The organism is Sphingomonas sp. G5, from assembly GCF_052660795.1.
The window spans coordinates 1,796,329-1,818,520 of sequence record NZ_CP109660.1 but is presented as its reverse complement, the minus strand read 5'-3'; the positions used below and the strand labels follow the sequence as shown (position 1 = coordinate 1,818,520).

Below are 22,192 nucleotides of genomic sequence, written 5' to 3'. Positions count from 1 at the left end.
TCCTCAGCTGGAGGCCTGGGTCAGCGAGAACGCGAGCTGGTTGAGGTCCACGGGGGTGTTCACGCCCACGAGGTTGGGGGTTGTCGAATCGAAGGTGACCGTGACGGTGGCGGTCAGGGTTCCGGCCGTGGCGGGAGTCACGCGATAGGTGTTGGTCCCCGTCTGCGCGCCCAGGCCGGTGATGTTCACAGCGACCTTCACGTAGGGGGCTGCGGGACCCGTGACGAAGCTGGCGCCCTGGGTGACCGCGAGGTCGGCGGCCAGGGTGTCGCCGACGAGGGTGACGGTCACCGGCTGTGTGAGCGTGAGGACGTCGCCGGGGACGATCTTGACGTTGGTGAGGTTCGAAACCGACGTCGCCTGCCCGAGGACTCCCTTCAGGCTCCACGAGCCCGTGCCGAGCGACAGGGCGAGGTTTCCGGAGCTCACGGTCCCCGCGGTCAACGCGGTCTGCGTAGTCCAGAACGCGTATGTTCCGCCCCCGCCGAGAAGCAGGGCGGTGCCGGCCGCAATCGCGAGAATCGCCTTGGTGCGGCGGTGTCTCCGGGCCGGGCGGTCGGCGCGGATGCGGGCAGCTGGTTCGGTCGACTGCGACATGAGGTCTCCAAGGGCGATGCGGCTGTAGTGGGACCGAAACTACGAGTCGTGGTCGTGATCGCCGCTACTGATCCGCAGGCCGGAGCTACGGTGTTTGCCCGCGCTCGGTAGTGCCCCAGCGCTTCTCGGTAGCGGCTAGCCTCGGGCTCATGCCGATCGCGCCCGATGCCTCTGTTCTCGCCCTCAGTGGAGCCGCCCCGAGCGTGCACGACACCGCGTTCGTGGCATCCGGTGCGCGCATCATCGGAGATGTCACTCTCGGCGAACGGGCCAGCGTCTGGTACAACGCCGTCGTGCGCGGTGACAGCGCGCGCATCGTCCTCGGCGCACGCAGCAATCTGCAGGACAACGTGTCGGTGCACGTCGACGCCGGGCGCCCGGTCACTATCGGTGCCGACGTCTCGGTGGGGCACAACGCCGTTGTGCACGGCTGCACGATCGGCGACGGCTCGTTGATCGGTATGGGCAGCGTCGTCCTGTCGGGCGCCGACATCGGTCCCGGATGCCTGATCGCCGGGGGAGCTGTCGTGCTCGAGGGCACCGTCATCCCCGAGGGGTCGCTGGTCGCGGGCGTCCCCGCGAAGGTGAGGCGTGCGCTCACGCCGGAGGAGCGGGCGAAGATCCTCCGTAACGCGCAGACGTATCTCGCGCACGTCGAACGCCACGGCTCGGCGACGCGGATTCAGGATGCCGCAACCCCGGCGGACGGCGACAGTTCCGGCGCGTAACCTCGCGCGCATGCACATCACATCGCTCGCCCCGAACGAGATCTTCGTCTTCGGCTCGAACTCCTCGGGGGCGCACGGCGGGGGAGCGGCACGGTTCGCGATGGACCGCTTCGGCGCGATCTGGGGTCAGAGCGAAGGCCTGCAGGGGCAGTCGTACGGGATCGACACGATGTCGGGACTCGACGTCTTCGAGGAGCAGGCGCGGCGCTTCGTCGCCTTCGCCGCGGAGCATGCCGAGTTGAGCTTCCTCGTGACCGAGGTGGGCTGCGGCATCGCCGGGTACCGACCCGCGCGGGTCGCGAGCTTCTTCGCGGGCGCGAGCGACAACGTGGTTCTGCCGGAGTCGTTCGCGAGGGAGCTCGACCCCTGAACCGCCGTCGGCAGCGGCCGAACCCGAGCGCATTGCCGACGAGGTGCAGGCCGTCGGGCAGTGATGCGCGATGCGATGGGATCGGCTCGAACAGAAGGTGGAGGGGCTGACGAGAATCGAACTCGCATCATCTGTTTGGAAGACAGAGGCTTTACCACTAAGCTACAGCCCCGAATTTCCGCGGATTTCGGAGGAACCGGGAAGTCGGACGACACCCACTCTACGACACCTCGAGGCGCCTCGCGAACGCGGGGAGTCGGCACCCATCGGCCCTCTCGCGCAAGAGCGGCGGCGAAATCGGTGCAGCCAGGCCGATCGACTAGACTTTCAGCGGTCGTTTCGTCGGCGCGTACCGCGCGCCGCCCCGGGGCGTAGCTCAGCTTGGTAGAGCGCCCGCTTTGGGAGCGGGAGGCCGCAGGTTCAAATCCTGTCGCCCCGACGTCACGGCCCCACAGACCACAGGCCTAGCCGGCCCCCGCGTGCGCGCGGGCCACACGAGGAGAACGAACCGCATGGTCAACAGCACCGTCGAGAAGCTCAGCCCCACCCGGGTCAAGCTCCACATCACGGTTTCGCCCGACGAGCTCAAGCCGAGCATCGCCCACGCCTACGAGCACATCGCCCGCGACGTGCAGATTCCCGGCTTCCGCAAGGGCAAGGTGCCCGCGCCGATCATCGACCAGCGCATGGGCCGCGGCGCCGTCATCGAGCACGCCGTCAACGAGGGCCTGGACGGCTTCTACCGCGAGGCCGTCGAGGCCAACGAGCTGCGCGTGATCGGCCGCCCCAACGCCGAGATCGTCGAGCTCCCCGAGCTGAAGGACTTCTCCGGCGACCTCATCGTCGACGTCGAGGTCGACGTGCGTCCCGAGTTTGACCTGCCCGCCTACGACTCGATCACGGTGACGGTCGACGCCGCCGAGGTCGACGAGGCCGGCATCGACGCCGAGCTCGACCGCCTGCGCGCCCGCTTCGGCACGCTCATCACGGTCGACCGTCCCGCCAAGACCGGTGACTTCGTCGAGCTCGATCTCGTCGCCACCATCGACGGCAACGAGATCGACCGCGCCGAGGGCGTCTCGTACGAGATCGGCTCGGGCGAACTGCTCGAGGGCATCGACGAGGCCATCGAGTCGCTCACGGCCGACGAGCAGACCACGTTCCGCTCGAAGCTGGTCGGCGGCGAGCACGCAGGCGAGGAGGCCGAGGTCTCGGTCACCATCACCGCCGTCAAGGAGCGCGAGCTTCCCGAGGCCGACGACGACTTCGCTCAGATGGCGTCGGAGTTCGACACCATCGCCGAGCTCCGCGAGTCGCTCAGCGAGCGCGTGTCGCAGCAGTCCGTCTTCACGCAGGGCTCTGCCGCGCGCGACAAGTTCATCGAGGCGCTCCTCGAGGCCGTCGAGATCCCCGTTCCGCCGCAGCTCATCGAAGACGAGGTGCACCAGCACCTCGAGGGCGAGAACCGCCTCGAAGACGATGAGCACCGCGCCGAGGTCACCGAGGCGAGCGAGAAGCAGTTCCGCACGCAGATGGTTCTCGACAAGATCGCCGAAGACGCCAACGTCCAGGTGTCGCAGGACGAGCTGACCCAGTACCTCATCCAGTCGGCTGCGCAGTACAACATGGCGCCGCAGGACTTCGTCAACGCCCTGCAGCAGGGCAACCAGCTGCCCGCGCTCGTCGGTGAGGTCGCCCGCAACAAGGCCCTGGCCATCGCGCTGGGCAAGGTCACCGTGGTCGACACCGAGGGCAAGCCCGTCGACCTGACCGGCTTCGTCGCCGTCGAGGGCGAAGAGCCCGTCGAGGGCGACGACGACGAGGAGGCCGCCGAGGCTCCCGCCGCCGAGGAAGCCCCCGTCAAGGCTCCGGCCAAGAAGCGCGCGCCCGCCAAGAAGAAGGCGACGGAGGAGCCCGCCGCTGACGAGGCTCCCGCCGACGAGGCGCCCGCGAAGGCTCCGGCCAAGAAGCGCGCGCCCGCGAAGAAGAAGGCCGACGACGAGGCCGCAGACAGCGAGTAAGTCGAGACGAGGGGGCGGATGCCGTGGCATCCGCCCCCTTTTCCGTTCCCGGATGCCGCGCACGCCGCTGCGGCGTGTCGAGTGTCCAGAACACCCGGAGCACCGTCGAATCGGTCCGGGTGCTCTGGACAGTCGATGGGGTGTCGGATCGGTGGCGGAGCCGGGAGCACGTGAGTGTCCAGAACACCCGGAGACGTTTCAGAAATGTCCGGGTGTTGTGGACACCCAACCCGAGAGAGAGCACGTGAGATGAACGACTGGCAAAGTCGAGTGGATGCCGTCTGGGCCGACGAGGCGCTCAGCCCCGAGGCCGTGATCGAACGCATTGACGCGCTGGCTGCCGAGCGGCCCGCGGAAGACGCCGTCGCGCTGTTCGAGCGAGCCGGGGCGCGTGACTCCGCCGGCGTCGAGGACGAGGCCGAGCAGCTCTACCGTCGCGCCCTGGAGATCGGGCTCGACGACGAGCGCCGCACCCGGGCGACGATCCAGCTCGCGAGCACGATCCGCAACCTCGGCAAGACGGAGGAGGCGCTCGAGATGCTCCGAGTCGAGTACGAGCGCGAACCCCACGGCGACCTTCACGACGCGGCGGCCGCCTTCTACGCCCTCGCCCTCGTGTCGAGCGGAATGCCCGAGCGAGCGGCATCCGTTGCTCTTCAAGCCCTCGCCCCGCACCTGCCGCGCTATACCCGTTCCGTGACCGGATACGCGCGAGAAATCGCCGAGGAACCGCGCTGATCCGCCCGCGGCGAACACGGCATCCCGCCCCGGAACGCGCCGGTAGATTCATTTCAGATCACGGAAGAGGAGCACACATGCCCGAACCCCTTATGGCAACGAGCGTCTTCGACAGACTGCTCAAGGACCGCATCATCTGGCTCGGTTCCGAGGTGCGTGACGACAACGCCAACGAGATCTGCGCCAAGATCCTGCTGCTTGCCGCAGAAGACCCGCAGAAGGACATCTACCTCTACATCAACTCGCCCGGCGGCTCCATCACGGCCGGTATGGCGATCTACGACACCATGCAGTTCGTGCCGAACGACATCGTGACCGTCGGCATCGGCATGGCAGCCTCGATGGGTCAGCTCCTGCTCACCAGCGGCACCAAGGGCAAGCGGTACATCACGCCCAACGCCCGCGTGCTGCTGCACCAGCCGCACGGAGGCTTCGGTGGAACGTCGAGCGACATCCAGACGCAGGCGCAGCTCATCCTCGACATGAAGCGTCGTCTGGCCGAGATCACCGCGGCTCAGACCGGCAAGAGCGTCGAGCAGATCAACGCCGACGGTGACCGGGACCGCTGGTTCACCGCCCAAGAGGCCCTGGAGTACGGCTTCGTCGACCACATGCGCGAACACGCCACCGACGTCACCGGCGGCGGCGGAACCGCGGCGGTCTGAGGCGACAGGAAAAGGACACCGACATGAACATCCCCACTTTCGGCGGCACCGCAGCCCACATGCCGTCGAGCCGCTACGTCCTTCCTCAGTTCGAGGAGCGCACGGCCTACGGCTACAAGCGTCAAGACCCCTACAACAAGCTCTTCGAAGACCGCGTGATCTTCCTCGGCGTGCAGGTCGACGACGCGTCGGCCGATGACGTCATGGCCCAGCTGCTCGTGCTCGAGTCGCAGGACCCCGACCGCGACATCATCATGTACATCAACTCGCCCGGTGGCTCGTTCACGGCCATGACGGCGATCTACGACACGATGCAGTACGTTTCGCCGCAGATCCAGACGGTCGTGCTCGGACAGGCCGCGTCCGCGGCATCCGTCCTGCTCGCCGCCGGTGCTCCCGGCAAGCGCCTCGCCCTGCCGAACGCCCGCATCCTGATCCACCAGCCCGCCATGGGCGAGGCCGGTCACGGTCAGGCGTCCGACATCGAGATCCAGGCGCAGGAGATCCTCCGTATGCGCACCTGGCTCGAAGAGACCATGGCGCGCCACACCGGTCAGGACGTCGCCAAGGTCAATAAGGACATCGACCGCGACAAGATCCTCTCGGCCGCCGAAGCGGCGGAGTACGGCATCGTCGACCAGGTGCTCACGACCCGCAAGCGCACCCCGGCGGCGCTCACCGCCTGACGCGCTCGCGACGCGACGACGCCCCGCAGACCCGTTTCGGTCTGCGGGGCGTCGTCGTGCGTGGGGGGGCGTCGTGGTCAGCGGGCATCGCGGATCGCGAGATTGCAGCCGGCTGACGAACCGGCGTCACCATGCGACGGACTCGTCAGCGAGATGCCGTCTCGGCGCCGCCTGCCGCCGCGGCGGGGTGGCCATCGCTGCAGCTCGACGTTCGCGACGACAGGGTGGGAGAGCGGATGCCGGGAGTCCGCCGTGGGCGATCACGACACCGCCGCGCGCGCGAATGCCCTTGGATCACCCGGGCTCGGGTTAGGCTCGGGTAACACACCGGCGGGGGCCGGGTGACGGGAGGAACCGGCCATGGCACGTATCGGTGAGAGCGCCGACCTGTTCAAGTGCTCCTTCTGCGGCAAGAGCCAGAAGCAGGTGCAGCAGCTGATCGCCGGTCCGGGCGTCTACATCTGCGACGAGTGCGTCGAGCTCTGCAACGAGATCATCGAAGAGCGCATGGCCGAATCGTCGGCCGGCGAGGTCGCCGAGTTCGACCTGCCGAAGCCGCGCGAGATCTTCTCGTTCCTCGAGGAGTACGTCGTCGGGCAAGAGGCCGCCAAGCGCGCCCTCGCCGTCGCCGTCTACAACCACTACAAGCGCGTGCGCTCGCACGGCACCCTTCAGCCCGCGGAGCAGCGCGCCGAAGAGATCGACATCGCCAAGAGCAACATCCTGCTGCTCGGGCCCACCGGTTGCGGCAAGACCTACCTCGCTCAGACCCTCGCTAAGCGCCTCAACGTCCCCTTCGCGGTCGCCGATGCCACCGCCCTCACCGAGGCCGGCTACGTCGGTGAAGACGTCGAGAACATCCTGCTGAAGCTCTTGCAGGCCGCCGACTTCGACGTCAAGCGTGCCGAGACCGGCATCATCTACATCGACGAGGTCGACAAGATCGCCCGCAAGGCCGAGAACCCTTCGATCACGCGCGACGTGTCGGGCGAGGGCGTGCAGCAGGCGCTGCTGAAGATCCTCGAGGGAACGGTCGCTTCGGTTCCGCCGCAGGGCGGCCGCAAGCACCCGCACCAGGAGTTCATTCAGATCGACACGACGAACGTCCTGTTCATCGTGGCCGGTGCCTTCGCAGGCCTCGAAGAGATCATCTCGGCACGCGTCGGCAAGCACGGAGTCGGTTTCGGCGCTCCGCTGCAGCGCAAGGAAGACGCGCCCGACCTGTTCAGCGAGGCCCTGCCCGAGGATCTTCACAAGTTCGGCCTGATCCCCGAGTTCATCGGTCGCCTGCCCGTCGTGGCATCCGTCTCGCCCCTCGACCAGGACGCGTTGATGGAGATCCTCACGGCACCGCGAAATGCGCTGGTCAAGCAGTACCAGCGCATGTTCGAGCTCGACGGTGTGCAGCTCGAGTTCGAAGAGGACGCGCTGCGCGCGATCGCCGACCTCGCCGTCTTGCGGAAGACCGGCGCGCGCGGTCTGCGCGCGATCCTCGAAGACGTCCTGGGCCCGATCATGTTCGACGTGCCCTCGGCCGACGACATCGCTAAGGTCGTCATCACGCGCGCGGCCGTCGAAGACCGCGCGCAGCCGACCATCGTGCTGGCACAGAAGCGACGGAGCGCGTAACCCGCTTCGCTCACACCTTCACCTACGGACCGGGGGGACCGAATGGATGTCGATACCGACCAGCTGTCGCTTGCGCAGCAGGTGCTGGAGAGGCAAGCCGGACACGGGCAGGCGATCGGGGAACACCTCGAAACGTACGCCCGCCTGAATGCGGGAGAGCTGGGCCTCATCCTGCAGCTGTTCCAGCCGATCAGCGACGGCATCGTCGACGTTGGAAAGCGCGTCGCCGACATGTCGTCGCAGGCCTTCGGCATCGGCACCGAGCGGATGGGCGAGACGGTCGCCGCGTATCGCGCTGCCGAGCAGACGGCGCACGATGCGATCGCTCAGGTCGCCGCGTCGCTCGGCGTCGACACGCCGCCCTCTTCGCCGGGCACCGCGCCGACTCTCGGCGCTGCGCAGGGCGGGGCGTCGAGTCGCTACGGCGAGCCCGACGGGAACCTGTTCAATCAAGCCTTCTGGGACGGCTACTCGGCCGTCGAGTGGGCCGACGGGACGGCATCGGGAATCTCCGACCGCGTGGGAGACGGACTGTCCGCGTCTCGAACGGTCACCGAGAAGCAGGACGTGCGCTCCTTCCTCCCTCGACCCCAGGGAGAGGATCCCGAGATCGAGAGCATCCGTTGGAAGGCGGGTCCGATCTTCGGCGGAGTGGACTGGCTCTTCGAAGAGCTCGTCGGCTACTCGCTCCTCGAAGAGGTGACGAAGCCCTTCTCGGGCGACTGGGAGCGCATGCGCGAGGCGCAGTTCGCTTGGACGCACGCGGGCGATGCCATGAGCGCGATCGGTCAGAACGCGATGGGGCTTCTCCCGCCCCTCGCGTCGTGGACCGGCAAGGGCTCCGAGGCGTTCGTCGCAGCGGCCGGCGTGATGTCGCAGGCCCACACCGTCGTGGCCGGACCCGCGGGCACCGTGGCGACGGCGATCAAGGTGCTGATCCTGTTGTGCAAAGAAGCTGTCGGCAAGATCCTGAAGATCCTCGACCGTCTCGCGCAGAAGCTCCTGCGGATCGCGGCCGAAGCTGCGGTTCCCGTGGCGGGCTGGCTCGTGGCGGCCGTCGAAGCGGGAATCGCGGTGTACGACCTGATTCAAGATGCGCGGTGGGCGTACAAGTGGATCAACATGATCTACGACCTCGTTTCGGGGATGGTCGGAAACATCGGCACCATGACCGACAGTGCGATGCGCATGGCCGATCTGTACGAGGGCCTGGCGCGCGGAGCGGCGGCGCGAGTCTGATGGCACGCATCGACGACCCGATGATGGATCACCTTCCCGGCCCCGACGACGATCGGCTGGTCGGCGACTTCCGCACGATGGCGGAGACCTTCGCACGGCTTCTCCGCGAAGACGACGAGCGAGAGAACGCGCGCGCCGCGATCGAGGCCGAGGAGCGCCGAAAGGCCGACGAGCATCGTGCCGCCCGTGCTCGCGCCGGCGAGATGGGCGCGGAGTGGCGCACCGTGCAGTCGCGCATCGACCTCGGTGAGACCAGCCTCGAAGCGGTCTTCCGCGGCGAGGACCAGACTTCTGCCGCCCAGGCTCTGCGGAAGATGTCATCCGAGAATCTCCGCGCACTGCGTGAGTCGTGGGACGAAGTCGACGACGACGTCACGGAGGGCGACGATCGTCCCTCACCCGACGCTGAGTTCGACGCCGCCGTCCGCCAATCGCACGAGCGCTACACCGAAGCTCTGGCCAGGATCCGTGACGCGCTCGAACTCGCGCGTCGCGACATGTGAAGGGAGAGTCCGCGCGCATGACGTCCTTTTCGATCAAGCCCGATCGGCTCGTAGAGACGGCCTCGTCCATCGATGCCGCCGTTCAGCGCACCGCCGCCGAAACTGCGACGCTCGCCTCTGCACGAAACACCCTTCTCGGGGGGTGGCAGGGCGACGCGGCTGACGCGTACGCCGCCAAGCAGGGGGCCTGGCTCTCCGAGATGAACCGCTTGGCCGATGTCGGCCGCGCCGCCGCCGACGCGGCTCGGACGGCGGCCCAGGCCTACCGCGAAGCCGATGACGCCGTGGGGAGGGCGTGGTCGCTGTGATCATGCGCGGATCCGGAGAAGACGCCCACGTCGGTCCCGTCAGATGGAACGGACTGACGCGGGGTGGGGCGCGGATGCTCGTTCGTGACGAGCCCGCCTCGGCTGTCCGCCGCGCCACAGATGCGCTCATCGCGGCGGGATTCTCCGACGGAGGCGACGCCTTCGCCACCGCGATCCGGGAGAGCGGCTCGGAGTGGACCGCCCATGACGTCCGCCTCGGCGACGTGGCGAAGTCGTGGAAGCGCGGAGTCGTCGAGTTCTTCGCGGAGGGGACGGGCTTGGAGTTCTTCCCCAAGTTCTGGAGAGGAGCGACTCCGACCGTCGTCGTCGCCTGTGCGCGACGGACGGCCGACGGGACCGAGTTGCTCGTCTACCCCCACTATTCGGTGCGCGGCGGTGCCGATCGCAATGACGCGGCGCCTCTCGTCCGTCAGGCGGTTCAGGGCCTTTCGGACGAGTACGGAGCGTCGGGGGCCCTCGTCTCCAGCGAGAAGCTGCTCTCCATCAAGAACGACGGTTCACCGGCGTCGCAAGCCGTCGTGCGCGAGGTGCTCGGCTGGCGCTGACGCGCAGGGCAGGATGGAGAGCGTGCTCTCCAACCTCGATCTGCCCGCGACGGTGACCGCGCACATCGGCGAGGTGACCGTCCGCCGGGCGAAGCCGACCGACCTGCCCGCGTTGATGGCGCTCTTGGCAGATGACCCCGTCAGTGCGGCGCGCGGCGATCGCGGCGACGCTGCGGACGAAGGAACGTACGCCACCGCATTGCGGAGCGTCCTCGAGGCGCCCTTGAACGATCTGATCGTCGTCGACGATGCGGCGGGGGAGGTGATCGGCACCCTGCAACTCACCGTCATCCCCGGTATGGCGCGTCAGGGGGCCACCCGGCTGCTCGTCGAGGCGGTCAGGGTGTCTTCGAGTGTGCGTTCCGGTGGGATCGGTAGCGCGGTGATGCGCTGGGTGATGCACGTCGCCGCACCCGCGACCGGCGCGGCCCTCGTGCAGCTGACCTCCGACGCCGCCCGCGTGGACGCCCACCGGTTCTACACGCGACTCGGTTTCGCCGACTCGCACGTCGGCTTCAAGTACGCGGTGTGAGCCCGCGTGCCCGGACGCCGAGAGCGGCCGGGCACACCGAGCTCAGCCCGCGAGTCCGCGACGTTCCAGCAACGGCCGGATCTCGGCATCCCGGCCCCGGAAGTCGCGGTATGCGGCCAGGGGATCGCCGGACCCGCCGACGCCCAGAAGGCGCTGGCGGAAACGGTCGCCGTTCTCGCGAGTGAGCCCGCCGTTCTCGCGGAACCACTCCACGGTGTCGGCGTCGAGCACCTCGCTCCAGATGTAGGAGTAATACCCGGCGCTGTAGCCGCCGGAGAACACGTGGGCGAAGTACGTCGAGGCGTAGCGGGTGGGGACGGCGGGGTTGTCGAGTCCGATGTCCGCGAGGGCCTCCGCTTCGAACGCTGCGACGTCGATGTCGGCCGACGCCTCGGCGACCGACAGTCCGTGCCACGCCTGATCGATCCACGAGGCCGCGAGATACTCGCTCGTCGCGAAGCCCTGGTTGAACGCCTCGGAGGCGTGCAGACGCTCGACGACATCGGCCGGCAGCGGTGCGTCGGTGTCGATGTGCCGCGCGTAGTTGGTCAGGATCTCGGGCCACAGGATCCACATCTCGTTCACCTGGCTGGGGAACTCGACGAAGTCGCGGTAGACGGCCGTTCCGCCGAAGTGCGGGTAGGTCACGGTGGCGAACAGGCCGTGCAGGGCGTGCCCGAACTCGTGGAAGAGGGTGGTGACCTCATCCAGGGTCAGCAGTGTCGGGGTGCCCGGGGCGGGCTTGTTCACGTTCAGGTTGTTGACCACGACGGGGGCCGTGCCGCGGAGGGCCGACTGCGTGACGATCGAGTTCATCCACGCGCCGCCGCGCTTGCTGTCGCGCGTGTACAGGTCGAGCAGGAACAGGCCGAGCTCGCTGCCGTCGGCGTTGTGCACCTCGAAGACGCGAACGTCGGGGTGATAGCCCTGCAGGTCGTGGCGTTCGGTCATGCGGATGCCGTAAAGCTTCTCGGCCGCGAAGAACACGCCGTCGCGCAGCACCCGCTCTGCCTCGAACCACGGACGCAGAGCCGCCCGATCGAGGTCGTACCGCTCGGCGCGGACCTTCTCGGTGTAGAACGCCCAGTCGTGGGCTTCGATCCGGATGCCGTCAGCCTCGGCGATCCTCTGCAGAGCCTCTTGCTCGGCGCGCGCGTTGGCGGCAGCGGGGGTGGAGAGTCGGCGGAGCAGGTCGCGCGCGGCATCCGGAGACCCCGCCGTCTGGTCGGCGAGGACGGCGGCGGCGTGCGAGGGATAGCCGAGCACCGCGGCGCGCTCGGCCCGCAGGCGCACGATCTCGCGGAGGACCGCGCGGTTGTCGTTGTCGTTGCCGCGCGTGGCGCGGGAGCGCGAGGCCTCGAGCAGACGGCGGCGGCTCTCTCGGTTCGTCAGCGACGCGAGCAGAGGGTGACCGGTGTACAGCGTGAGATTTACGACATAGCGCCCGTCGAGACCGCGGCTCGTGGCCGCCTGCGCCGCCGCCGAGAGCTCGCCCTCGCTCAGTCCGTCGAGCTCGTCGGCGGAGTCGAACACCACCGCGAGCTCGTTGGTGTCGGCGAGCAGGTTCTTCTCGAACGTGGTCGTCAGCACCGACAAGCGCTGGTTGAGCTCGGTGAGCGTCCGCTTCTGCGCGTCGTCGAGACCGGCGCCGGCCAGCGACATCTCGCGGTGGTACCGCTCGACGAGGTAGCGGCTCTCGGCGTCGAGGTCGAGGTCGTCGAGCTGCGCGTGCACGGCGGCGATACGGGCGAACAGATCGGCATCGAGTTGGATCGCGTCGCGGTGCGCCGACATCAGGGGAGCGAGCTCCTCTTCAACGGCCTGGATCTCGGGAGTGCCGTCAGCGGATGCCACGGTGTAGAACGTGCGAGCGACGCGGTCGAGCAGTTCGCCGCTGCGCTCCAGGCGGATGAGCGTGTTCTCGAAGGTGGGCTCCGCGGTCTGAGCGGTGATCCCGTCGACCTCGGCCCGTTGCGCCGCGAAGGCGGCGTGGAACGCGGGGAGGTAGTGCTCGACGGCGATGCTGCCGTAGGGCGGCAGGTCGTAGGGGAGCGAGGGCGGCGCGAGGAGGGGATTGTTCACGGCATCCGACATCTCTCCAGCCTACGGCCCGTCTCTCGACGCATGCAAAGATGTCATTGCAGATAGACGTTTGCAAAGGTATCTTTGTAGTCATGTCCGATCAGCCGACACCCCACCCCGAGCGGGTTCTGGATGCGGGAGCGCTTCGCGCGCTCGCGCATCCCCTGCGTGTGCGGCTCTACGACATCCTCAGCCAGTACGGCCCCCAGACGGCGAGCAGCCTCGCCGAACTCACGGGAGAGTCGACCGGATCGACGAGCTATCACCTCCGGGCTCTGGCTCGACACGATCTCATCCGCGAGGTGGCCGGGCGGGGGACCGCGCGCGAGCGATGGTGGGAGCGCCCCGCCGGAATGGTGACGCTCACGAATCCCGAGATGCAGAACACCCCCGCGGGGCGAGCCGTGATGGAGGCCGTGCAGTCCGAGACACTCACGCTGCGCCACCAACAGCTCATGCACTTCGCGAATCACGGGTGGGCCGAGGCCGAGGAGTGGCGGGATGCCGCGATCATCTCGACCGCGACCGCCCGGTTGACCGCGGAGCAGTCGCAGGACCTCGTCAGGCGTATCCACGCGCTCGTCGACGAGACCGTGGCGCGGTACCGCGATCAGACCGGCGAAGGCGTGCGCCCCGTCACGATCCGCAACGACATCTTTCCGCTTCCGACCGAGAGGGGCTCCGCATGAGCGCCATCACGCAGACCATCGCTGTCTCCGCCCGGCCGACGCCCCTCGAGAACGCCCTCCTCGTGGGCGCCCAGGCCATGGCGACCATCGCGGAGCGCCGCATGAGTCGACGTGTCGCACGCCTCGAGACCGAGCCGGCTCGTCGCGCTGGGCTCGCGGCATCCCGCGCGATGTCGGACGACGTCGCACGGTACCTGCTGCCCCGGTAGGTCGGGCGACCTCGGCGCGAGAGACCGGAGGCTCGCCCGCGCGTTCGGGGAGGAGATTCTGCCGGCGGAGGACTTATCAAGCGGATTCGTCCTCCGCAGCCCGATTCTCCTCCGCCCCGGACCCCTCGCCGTGCGGAGATGCCGTCCCCGGCCCTCACGGATCGAGCCCGCCGACCCGTGAGGGCGTCGGCGGGCTCTTCGCGGTCGTGAGCGATTCGACTCAGGCGAACTCGGCGTCGTCGTCGTAGCGCACGACGACCTCGCCCGCGGCATCCTGGGACACGACGACCCCGGTGTCGAGCTCGGCGACGGGGCGCCCCTCGAGGAACGTCAACGTCCACCGCGGCGCGGGGGCGCTGAGGCCATCGGGGTTGAGCGCGGCCTCGACGGCGGCGATCTGCGCGTGCAGCGCCTCGGGCACAGCCTTCGGCGGCTGCTCGCGGGCGGTCCAACGGGTTCCGAGTTGCATCAGGCCTCCTGGGGTGCGAACACGATGTCGGTCACGGTGGTGGTGTCGGCCTCGGCGAACGAGATCGTCTCGATCCGGCCCACGGCGCGCAGGTCGCCCTCGGCGAGGCGCAGCGCCTCGAGGTGCGGGCCCGACACGGTGAGCGAGGCGACCTTGGTCTTCTGCGAGGCCTTCGCCTCGGTCTTGGCGCGACGGATGCCGATCAGCGCGGCGCTCACGGCGGTGAGCACGGCCGGGTCACCCTCGATGCCGAGCGGCTCGGGCCACGCGGCGGTGTGCACCGAGCCCTCTTCGAACCACGACCACACCTCTTCGGACGCGAACGACAGCACGGGCGCGAAGAGGCGCACCAGCGTCGACAGGGCCGTGCGCAGCGCCAGGGCCGCCGAAGCCTGGCCCACGTCGGTCTGGTCGTACGCGCGCTCCTTGACCAGCTCGAGATAGTCGTCGCAGAAGGTCCAGAAGAACGACTCGGTGATCTCGAGCGCCCGCGCATGATCGTAGGCCTCGAACGCGGTGGTCGCGTCGCGCACCACGGCATCCAGGGTCGCGAGCATCGACGCGTCGAGCGCGTGCGTCACCTCGGCACCCTCGGGCACGGGGAACGACAGCACGAACTTCGCCGCGTTCAGCAGCTTGATCGCGAGGCGCCGACCGATCTTCACCTGGGTGGGGTTCTGCGGGTCGAACGCCGCGTCGGTGCCGAGGCGGCTCGACGCCGACCAATAGCGCACGGCGTCGGAGCCGTGCTGCTTGAGAATGTCGGCGGGCGTGACGACGTTGCCCTTCGACTTCGACATCTTCTTGCGGTCGGGGTCGACGATGAAGCCCGAGATGGCGGCATCCGACCAGGGGCTCCGGTCGTCTTCGAGGGTGCTGCGCAACATGGTCGAGAAGAGCCAGGTGCGGATGATGTCCTGTCCCTGCGGGCGCAGGTCGAACGGAGCGACGAGGTTCCACAGCTCCTCGTCGCGCTGCCAGCCGCCGGCCAACTGGGGGGTGAGCGACGACGTCGCCCACGTGTCGAGGATGTCGCGCTCGGCATCGAAGCCGCCGGGAACGCCCCGCTGGTCCTCGGTGTAGCCCGGGGGCACATCCACCGTCGGGTCGACGGGCAGCGACGCGAGGTCGGGCGTCAGCACGCGCGAGTAGTCGCGCTCACCGCTGTCGTCGAGGCCGTACCAGACCGGGATCGGCACGCCGAAGAAGCGCTGACGCGACACGAGCCAGTCGCCGGTGAGGCCGCTGGTCCAGTTCTCGAAGCGCACGCGCATGAAGTCGGGATGCCACGCCATCTCGCGACCGAGCGAGATGAGGCGCTCGCGCAGCTCGGCGTCGCGTGCGCCGTTGCGGATGTACCACTGGCGCGTCGACACGATCTCGAGCGGCCGGTCGCCCTTCTCGAAGAACTTCACGGGATGGGTGAAGGGCTTGGGAGCGCCCTCCATGGCGCCGGACTCCTGCAGCAGCTCGACGATGCGCTTCTTGGCGCTGAACACGGTCTTGCCCGCGAGCTCGTCGTAGGCCGCCTTCGCGGCATCCGTCACGATCACGTCGGGAGCCTCGGCCACGATGCGGCCGTCCTTGCCGATGATCGTGCGGTTCGGCAGGTCGAGCTCGCGCCACCAGATGATGTCGGTCACGTCGCCGAAGGTGCAGATCATGGCGATGCCCGAGCCCTTGTCCTTCTGCGCGAGGGGGTGCGCGAGCACGGGCACCTCGACGTCGAACAGCGGGGTGCGCACGGTCGTGCCGAACAGCGGCTGGTAGCGCTCGTCGTCGGGGTTGGCGACGAGGGCCACGCACGCGGGCAGCAGCTCGGGGCGGGTCGTCTCGATGAACACGTCACCCGAGCCGTCGGTCTTGGCGAAGCCCACGCGGTGGTAGGCCGCGGGCTGGTCGCGGTCCTCGAGCTCGGCCTGGGCGATCGCGGAACGGAAGTCCACGTCCCACAGCGTCGGCGCCATCGACTGGTACGCCTCGCCGCGCTCGATGTTGCGCAGGAACGCCAGCTGGCTCGTGCGGATCGAGTCGTCGGAGATCGTGCGGTAGGTCTGCGTCCAGTCGACGCTCAGGCCCAGCTCGCGGAACAGGTCTTCGAACTGCTTCTCGTCTTCGATCGTGAGCTGCTCGCACAGCTCGATGAAGTTGCGGCGGCTGATGGGCACCTGATCGGCGGCCTTGCTGCTCTTGTTGTCGCCGCCCGCGAACGGCGGGGTGAAGTCGGCGTCGTAGGGGAGCGAGGGGTCGCAGCGCACGCCGTAGTAGTTCTGCACGCGGCGCTCGGTCGGCAGGCCGTTGTCGTCCCAGCCCATCGGGTAGAACACGGTCTTTCCGCGCATGCGCTCGAAGCGTACCTTCACGTCGGTGTGCGTGAACGAGAACACGTGGCCGATGTGGAGGCTCCCGGATGCCGTGGGCGGAGGGGTGTCCACGGAGTAGACGCCCTGTCGACCCGCCTCGGCGGCGCGGATCCGGTCGAAGACGTACGTGCCGCGCTCGTTCCACGCGGCATCCCACTTCTGCTCGAGGCCTTCCAGGGCGGGCTTGTCGGGAATGGTGGCCATAGGGGTACTCCTCGAGCGATATGGGCGGCACTGTGTGAGCGTGCCTGATGGGTGTGGCATCCACGATACCGGGGGTCTCGCGGGAGCGCGCGTCGTGGCGCGCCCTCGCAGATGCGGATGAGCGTCAGGTCTTCGCAAGCGGGGCGCGGACCCGCCCCCGCTCGCTGTCAGCGCGCGATCGACCGGTGACTTTCCGCACCGGGTACAGGAACCCCGGTAAGCTGAAAGCCTTCCCACCAGAGATTCCGAGGTTTCCCCATGCCTTCTTCGCTTTCGCGCCGCGTGCTCTCGGCGGTCGCTGTGGCGGCCGTCGCCGCCCTCTCGCTCTCGGCGTGCGCGGGGAACGATCCCGCCGCCTCGGGCGACGGCGAGGTGGTCTGGGCGATCGAGGGCGCGAACCTGTCGGCCGGTCACATGGACCCGCAGACCAGCCAGCTCGACGTCTCCGCCATGGTGCAGCGAGCCGTGCTCGATTCGCTGGTGTTCCAGGAACCGGACGGCACGTTCTCGCCGTGGCTCGCCGAGTCCTGGGAGGTCGAGGACGGCGGCGCGAGCTACCTCTTCCGCCTGCGCACCGACGTGACCTTCCACGACGGCACCGTCTTCGACGCCGCCGCGGTCAAGGCGAATTTCGATCGCATCGCCAACCCCGACACGGCCTCGGCGCAGGCGGCGAGCATGCTCGGCGGCGACCTGTATGCGGGTACCGACGTGGTCGACGAGCACACCGTCCGCGTGCGCTTCACCCAGCCCTACGCTCCGTTCCTGCAGGCGGCCAGTACGGCTCTGCTCGGCTTCTACTCGCCCGCGGTGCTGTCGACGAAGGCCGACCAGCTCAAGGCCGGCGGCCCCGACGTCACCGTCGGCACGGGTCCCTTCGAGCTCACCGAATACACGCCCGACCAGGACATCGTCTACACCCGCAACGACGACTACGCCTGGGGCCCCGATGGCGGCGGAAAGCCGGCGTTCAAGACCCTCCGCGTCGACATCCTCCCCGAGGCCTCGGTGCGTCTCGGTGCTCTGTCGAGCGGACAGGCCGACGTCGTGACCAACCTTCCGCCGAACCTCGTCGCGCAGGTCCCGTCCGACGACACCGTCGAGTCCATCGCGTACCCCGGACTGCCGTACTCGCTCTTCCTCAACGAGAAGTACGGCGTCTTCGCCGACCAGAAGGTGCGCCAGGCGTTCTCGAAGGCGATCGACGTCGACACCGCCGTGCAGGAGATCTTCTACGGCCAGTACCCCCGCGCCTGGAGCATTCTGGGAGCCACCACTCCCGGGTACGACGCGAGCCTCGCGCAGACGTGGCCGTTCGATCAGGCAGCCGCCAACGCCCTCCTCGACGAGGCGGGCTGGACGGGGCGCGATGCCGACGGCATCCGGACCAAGAACGGCCAGCGCCTCACCGCGCGCTGGATCGCGTGGACCCCGGTGCCCGACGATCGTGCGGCACTGGCCAACGCCGTGCAGAGCGACCTCAAAGCCGTCGGCTTCGACCTGCAGCGCGAGGTGCTGGAGCCCGGCGCCTACAACGAGCAGTACGGCCCGAAGACCTACGACGTCACCGACTGGGGCTTCTCGGGCGTCGACGCCGATCTGCTGCGCAGCCACCTGGCGACCGACGGTTTCCAGAACGCCTCGCAAGTGAGCGACCCGGCCATGGACGCTCTGCTCGAGCAGGCCGCCTCGACGACCGACCCGGCCGCCCGTAACGCGATCTACGCACAGGTGCAGCAGTGGAACGCCCAGCAGGCGGCGATCGTGCCGCTGTACAGTCCCGCGCTGATCAGCGCCGTCACCCCGAAGGTGTCGGGTCTGACGTTCGACCTCTACGGTCGCCCGCTCTTCGCGACGGCTTCCGTCGGCTGAGCCGCCGCGTTTCGGACAGACTGGTCGGATGCCACGTTCTCGCTCGCGCGCCCTGCTGAGGCGCCTCGGCGGGATCGTGGCATCCGTCGTTCTCGTCCTGTGGGGCGCGGCGACGCTCGCGTTCGTGGCGTTCCGGATCATTCCGGGCGACCCCGTCGACGTCATGCTCGGCCCACAGGCGCAGGTGAGCGACGCCGTGAAAGCGGGGATCCGCAGCGATCTCGGCCTGGATCGTCCCGTGCTCGAGCAGTACGCGGCGTTCCTCGGGCGTCTCGTGCGCGGCGATCTGGGGGAGTCGTACCAGCTGCGCCTCCCCGTGACCGAGGTGATCGGTCGCCAGCTCGGACCCACCCTGCAGCTGACGGGACTCGCGCTCGTGATCGCCCTGCTGCTGGCCCTCGCGACGGCGCTGCTCGTGCGTGGGCGTCGGGGTCGGGCGGTGGCCTCGGGCGTCGAGCTCGTCGTCCTGTCGTCGCCGGTGTTCTGGACGGGGCTCGTGCTGTTGAGCGTCTTCTCGTTCCAGCTCGGCTGGTTCCCGGTGTCGGGAGGGCGGGATGCCGCGTCGCTCGTGCTGCCGTCGGTGACCCTGGCCCTGCCGGTTGCCGCTCTGCTCTCTCAAGTGCTGCGGGACGGCATCGAAGCGGCCGAGCGCGAGCCGTTCTTGTTGACGGTCCGCGCCCGCGGCGCAACGCCGCGGCGCGAGACGCTGCGCCACACGCTGCGTCACGCGGGAGCAGGGGGAGTCACACTCGCCGCATACCTCGTCGGGTCGCTTCTCGGCGGCGCCGTGCTGGTCGAGACGGTCTTCGCGCGGCCCGGCATCGGCCGTGTGACGCTCGCGGCGATCACCGACCGCGATCTTCCCGTGATCACCGGTGTCATCCTGCTGAGCGCGCTCGTGTTCGTCGTCGTCAACACCCTGGTCGATCTCGTCGTGCCGCTCATCGATCCGCGGTTGCGTGTCGCCGAGCCGGCACTGGGCGCGAGGGCGGGGGTGCCCGCGTGACCGCGCTCGCTCCGCGCACCCGGCCCGGGCGCACCGTCGCTTTATCGATCTCGGGCGCCGTGCTCGCGGCCATCGCCCTCGCCGCCATCGCCCCGGACCTTCTCGCGACACATGACCCGCTGCTGACCGACGTCCGCTCCGCCCTGCAGCCGCCGAGCTCCGCGCATTGGTTCGGTACCGACCAGAGCGGGCGTGACGTGTACTCGCGCGTCGTGTTCGGCGCGGGTCGATCAGTGGGGATCGGCCTTCTCGCGACCGGTCTCGCTCTGTTCGTCGGTGTGATCGCGGGATCGCTCTCGGCCGTCTCCCCACGCGGCGTCGATGCCGCCGCGATGCGGGTCGTCGACGTCCTCTCGGCTTTTCCCGAGTTCCTCGTCGCCCTCCTCGTGGTCGCCGTGCTGGGACCGGGGCCGACCAATATCGCCGTGGCCGTGACGATCGCCGCCGTGCCCGTGTACATCCGGCTGGCGCGGGCGCAGACCCGCTCCCTCGCCGCGACCGAACACGTCGAGGCCGCGCGCATCATCGGCGTTCCCGCGCTCGTCGTGCACCTGCGGCACGTGCTGCCCGGGGTGTTGGGTGCCGTGAGCGTCCTCGCCACCATCGGTATCGGCACGAGCATCCTCGCGGCGGCGGGTCTCAGCTTCCTGGGCCTCGGTCCGACCGAACCCACGGCCGAGTGGGGGCTCATGCTCTCGGCGGGCCGCAACCTCCTGCTGCAGGCCCCGTGGGTCGCGGTGTTCCCGGGCCTCGCGATCACCGCGACCGTTGTGAGCGTGAGCGTCATCGGTCGCATCGTCCGGGCGCGTTCCGAGGAGCGGGGCGCGTGAGCGGCCTTCGTTTACGCGGTCTGCGCGTCGATGGCCCCGAAGGTGCGATCGTCCGCGGCCTCGACCTCGATGTCGCGCCGGGGGAGTGCGTCGCGATCGTGGGCGAGTCGGGCGCGGGCAAGTCCATGAGCGCGCGCGCCCTGCTGGGGCTCGTTCCCGAGGGTCTGTCCTGGTCGGTGGACGAGCTCGAGATCGACGGCACCTCGGCGCGTTCGCTGACCGAGCGTCAGTGGCGGTCCCTGCGCGGGCGGCGCATCGCCCTCGTGTCGCAGGACGCTCTCGTCTCGCTGGACCCGCTGCGCCGCGTGGGCGCCGAGGTCGCCGAGCCGGTGCGCATCCACGAGCCCGCCGTGCGCGGAGACGCCCTCGCGGACCGCGTCCGCGACAGCCTCGACCGAGTGTCGATGTCCGAGCCCGACGAGCGCGCGCGCCAGTACCCGCACGAGCTCTCCGGCGGGCTGCGTCAGCGCGCCCTGATCGCCTCGGCTCTCTCGGCGAAGCCCGCCGTCCTCGTGACCGACGAACCCACCACGGCCCTGGATGCCACGGTGCAGGTCCGCGTGCTCGACCTTGTGCGCCGAATCGCCGACGACGGCGTCGCCGTGGTGTTCATCAGCCACGATCTGGGGGCCGTCGCCCGGGTGGCCGACCGCGTCGTCGTGATGCACGAAGGACGGGTCGTCGAGACCGGCGTCACGGCCGAGGTGCTGGCATCCCCTCGCGATCCCGTCACGCGCGAGCTCGTCGCGGCGGTGTCCCACGAGCCGCTCGGTCGAGCCCCCCGCACCGACGCACCGCTCTTCACCGCTCGGAGCGTGACGAAGCGGTTCGGTGAACGAGTGGCCGTCGACGACGTGTCGTTCGAGGTCCGCCGCGGTCGCACTCTCGCGGTGGTGGGGGAGTCGGGGTCGGGGAAGACGACGCTCGCGCGTCTCGCGGTCGGTGTGACCGCGGCCGACGCGGGCACCCTCTCGTTCGAGGGCCGCCCGTGGACGCCCGATGCGGCTCGCGGATCGGACCGCCGCCGGGTTCAGCTCGTACAGCAGAACCCCTGGGGCGCTCTCGATCCCCGTTGGAGCGTCGGTCGTACCCTGACCGAGGCGGTCGCCGCGGGCGGGGTGCGCCGCGCAGAGCGGCGCCGGGCGGTCGCCGCTCTGCTGGAGGAGGTCGGGCTGTCTCCGGCGTTCGCCCGCCGTCGGCCCGCGCAGCTGTCGGGTGGACAACGCCAGCGCGTCGCCATCGCCCGTGCCCTTGCCGTGTCGCCCGACCTGCTGGTCTTGGACGAGCCGGTCTCGGCGCTCGACGCCTCGGTGCGCGCGAAGATCCTCGATCGTCTTCTCGCCCTCCAGAGCGAGCGCGACCTCGCGATGATCTTCGTCACGCACGACCTCGACATCGTGGCCGCGATCGCCGACGACGTGATCGTGATGAAGGATGGGCGCGTCGTGGACTCGGGCACCGTGTCGTGCGTCTTCGCCGCGCCGCGGCATCCGTTCACCCGGGAACTGCTGGCGGCCGCGGGTGTCCGCCCGCCGGGCGCCTGAGTCCGCGTTCGCCGGGTTGCAGCCCGAACGGAGGGTCGAGTGTCCAGAACACCCGGACGATACCGGCCCTACGTCCGGGTTTCTTGGACACTCGAGGGCAGTTCAGGTCGCGCAGGATGAAGAGGACGTTCGGAACATTTGACGCGGCGGGATCCGTGCAGGGGGCGAGTGTCCAGAACACCCGGACGACACCGGCCCCGCGTCCGGGTTTCTTGGACACTCGAGGGCAGTTCAGGTCGCGCAGGATGAAGAGAACGTTCGGAACGCTCGACGCGGCGGGATCCGTGCAGGGGGCGAGCGTCCAGAACACCCGGACGACACCGGCCCCGCGTCCGGGTTTCT

22 protein-coding genes and 2 tRNA genes are annotated in these 22,192 nt (G+C 69.1%); 19 read left to right on the top strand and 5 right to left on the bottom strand.

The genetic code is table 11. The annotated features are described in order from the left end of the window. Positions 1 to 3: 3 nt before the first annotated feature. Positions 4 to 597: an alternate-type signal peptide domain-containing protein gene (locus NE358_RS08800; RefSeq protein WP_289937611.1), complete on the bottom strand. Its 594-nt coding sequence runs from the start codon at positions 595 to 597 to the stop codon at positions 4 to 6. Positions 598 to 746: 149 nt separating this feature from the next. Here NE358_RS08800 and NE358_RS08795 point away from each other — a divergent pair, with 149 nt between their 5' ends. Further along, positions 747 to 1,325 carry a gamma carbonic anhydrase family protein gene (locus tag NE358_RS08795; RefSeq protein ID WP_289937608.1) on the top strand — a complete coding sequence of 193 codons (579 nt, stop codon included), beginning with the start codon at positions 747 to 749 and terminating at the stop codon, positions 1,323 to 1,325. A gap of 10 nt (positions 1,326 to 1,335) precedes the next feature. Then, the gene (locus NE358_RS08790; protein WP_289937607.1) at positions 1,336 to 1,695 is read left to right on the top strand and encodes an A1S_2505 family phage non-structural protein; all 360 of its coding nucleotides are present in this window, start codon (positions 1,336 to 1,338) and stop codon (positions 1,693 to 1,695) included. Between the two features lie 98 nt (positions 1,696 to 1,793). Here NE358_RS08790 and NE358_RS08785 read toward each other — a convergent pair. Beyond that, positions 1,794 to 1,867, bottom strand: a tRNA-Gly gene (locus tag NE358_RS08785). Between the two features lie 193 nt (positions 1,868 to 2,060). Here NE358_RS08785 and NE358_RS08780 point away from each other — a divergent pair. The 11 genes from NE358_RS08780 (at position 2,061) to NE358_RS08730 (ending at position 10,582) form a co-directional block, all read left to right on the top strand. Then, positions 2,061 to 2,134, top strand: a tRNA-Pro gene (locus tag NE358_RS08780). A gap of 73 nt (positions 2,135 to 2,207) precedes the next feature. Continuing rightward, positions 2,208 to 3,716 carry a trigger factor gene (tig, locus tag NE358_RS08775; RefSeq protein WP_141377777.1) on the top strand — a complete coding sequence of 503 codons (1,509 nt, stop codon included), beginning with the start codon at positions 2,208 to 2,210 and terminating at the stop codon, positions 3,714 to 3,716. A 249-nt stretch (positions 3,717 to 3,965) separates the two neighbouring features. After that, complete coding sequence (locus NE358_RS08770; RefSeq protein WP_116239872.1) at positions 3,966 to 4,454, top strand: tetratricopeptide repeat protein; 489 nt, start codon at positions 3,966 to 3,968, stop codon at positions 4,452 to 4,454. Between the two features lie 77 nt (positions 4,455 to 4,531). Then, positions 4,532 to 5,119, top strand: a complete 588-nt coding sequence (locus NE358_RS08765; RefSeq protein ID WP_174799692.1) for an ATP-dependent Clp protease proteolytic subunit — start codon at positions 4,532 to 4,534, stop codon at positions 5,117 to 5,119. Between the two features lie 23 nt (positions 5,120 to 5,142). Beyond that, the gene (locus NE358_RS08760; protein ID WP_103209095.1) at positions 5,143 to 5,805 is read left to right on the top strand and encodes an ATP-dependent Clp protease proteolytic subunit; all 663 of its coding nucleotides are present in this window, start codon (positions 5,143 to 5,145) and stop codon (positions 5,803 to 5,805) included. A 360-nt stretch (positions 5,806 to 6,165) separates the two neighbouring features. Beyond that, a complete protein-coding gene (gene clpX / locus NE358_RS08755; RefSeq protein WP_116239870.1) occupies positions 6,166 to 7,434 on the top strand; it encodes an ATP-dependent Clp protease ATP-binding subunit ClpX in 1,269 nt (422 codons plus the stop codon). A 42-nt stretch (positions 7,435 to 7,476) separates the two neighbouring features. Continuing rightward, the gene (locus tag NE358_RS08750) at positions 7,477 to 8,673 is read left to right on the top strand and encodes a hypothetical protein (protein WP_116239869.1); all 1,197 of its coding nucleotides are present in this window, start codon (positions 7,477 to 7,479) and stop codon (positions 8,671 to 8,673) included. Continuing rightward, positions 8,673 to 9,176 (top strand): hypothetical protein, encoded by a 504-nt coding sequence (locus NE358_RS08745; protein ID WP_289937592.1) that lies wholly within the window; start codon positions 8,673 to 8,675, stop codon positions 9,174 to 9,176. The genes NE358_RS08750 and NE358_RS08745 overlap by 1 nt, the downstream gene beginning before the upstream one ends. A gap of 17 nt (positions 9,177 to 9,193) precedes the next feature. Continuing rightward, positions 9,194 to 9,484 carry a WXG100 family type VII secretion target gene (locus NE358_RS08740; protein ID WP_141377783.1) on the top strand — a complete coding sequence of 97 codons (291 nt, stop codon included), beginning with the start codon at positions 9,194 to 9,196 and terminating at the stop codon, positions 9,482 to 9,484. A 74-nt stretch (positions 9,485 to 9,558) separates the two neighbouring features. After that, on the top strand, positions 9,559 to 10,050 hold the full coding sequence (locus tag NE358_RS08735; protein WP_146035563.1) for a hypothetical protein: 492 nt from the start codon (positions 9,559 to 9,561) through the stop codon (positions 10,048 to 10,050). Positions 10,051 to 10,072: 22 nt separating this feature from the next. Continuing rightward, entirely contained in the window at positions 10,073 to 10,582 is a 510-nt protein-coding gene (locus NE358_RS08730; protein WP_289937589.1) for a GNAT family N-acetyltransferase, read from the top strand. Positions 10,583 to 10,624: 42 nt separating this feature from the next. Here NE358_RS08730 and NE358_RS08725 read toward each other — a convergent pair whose 3' ends face one another. Continuing rightward, positions 10,625 to 12,676, bottom strand: a complete 2,052-nt coding sequence (locus NE358_RS08725) for a M3 family metallopeptidase (RefSeq protein ID WP_289937587.1) — start codon at positions 12,674 to 12,676, stop codon at positions 10,625 to 10,627. An 80-nt stretch (positions 12,677 to 12,756) separates the two neighbouring features. Here NE358_RS08725 and NE358_RS08720 point away from each other — a divergent pair, with 80 nt between their 5' ends. Then, on the top strand, positions 12,757 to 13,353 hold the full coding sequence (locus NE358_RS08720; protein ID WP_103209115.1) for a winged helix-turn-helix domain-containing protein: 597 nt from the start codon (positions 12,757 to 12,759) through the stop codon (positions 13,351 to 13,353). Further along, on the top strand, positions 13,350 to 13,562 hold the full coding sequence (locus NE358_RS08715) for a hypothetical protein (protein WP_116239864.1): 213 nt from the start codon (positions 13,350 to 13,352) through the stop codon (positions 13,560 to 13,562). The genes NE358_RS08720 and NE358_RS08715 overlap by 4 nt, the downstream gene beginning before the upstream one ends. Before the next feature lie 220 nt (positions 13,563 to 13,782). Here the strand turns inward: NE358_RS08715 and NE358_RS08710 are convergent, their stop codons facing one another. Beyond that, complete coding sequence (locus tag NE358_RS08710) at positions 13,783 to 14,031, bottom strand: hypothetical protein (RefSeq protein ID WP_103209121.1); 249 nt, start codon at positions 14,029 to 14,031, stop codon at positions 13,783 to 13,785. Continuing rightward, the gene (gene valS, locus NE358_RS08705; RefSeq protein WP_289937579.1) at positions 14,031 to 16,598 is read right to left on the bottom strand and encodes a valine--tRNA ligase; all 2,568 of its coding nucleotides are present in this window, start codon (positions 16,596 to 16,598) and stop codon (positions 14,031 to 14,033) included. The genes NE358_RS08710 and valS overlap by 1 nt, the downstream gene beginning before the upstream one ends. Positions 16,599 to 16,856: 258 nt before the next feature. Between valS and NE358_RS08700 the strand changes: the two genes are divergently transcribed. From NE358_RS08700 to NE358_RS08685, 4 genes are read left to right on the top strand one after another with little or no spacing between them, the layout of a single operon-like run. Beyond that, positions 16,857 to 18,470, top strand: coding sequence for an ABC transporter substrate-binding protein (locus tag NE358_RS08700; RefSeq protein WP_289937578.1), 1,614 nt, complete (start codon positions 16,857 to 16,859; stop codon positions 18,468 to 18,470). A 28-nt stretch (positions 18,471 to 18,498) separates the two neighbouring features. After that, positions 18,499 to 19,476 carry an ABC transporter permease gene (locus NE358_RS08695; RefSeq protein ID WP_103209127.1) on the top strand — a complete coding sequence of 326 codons (978 nt, stop codon included), beginning with the start codon at positions 18,499 to 18,501 and terminating at the stop codon, positions 19,474 to 19,476. Further along, complete coding sequence (locus NE358_RS08690; protein WP_289937574.1) at positions 19,473 to 20,306, top strand: ABC transporter permease; 834 nt, start codon at positions 19,473 to 19,475, stop codon at positions 20,304 to 20,306. Before NE358_RS08695 ends, NE358_RS08690 begins: the two co-directional genes overlap by 4 nt. After that, positions 20,303 to 21,850: a dipeptide ABC transporter ATP-binding protein gene (locus tag NE358_RS08685; RefSeq protein WP_289937572.1), complete on the top strand. Its 1,548-nt coding sequence runs from the start codon at positions 20,303 to 20,305 to the stop codon at positions 21,848 to 21,850. The genes NE358_RS08690 and NE358_RS08685 overlap by 4 nt, the downstream gene beginning before the upstream one ends. The last annotated feature ends 342 nt before the right edge of the window (positions 21,851 to 22,192 follow it).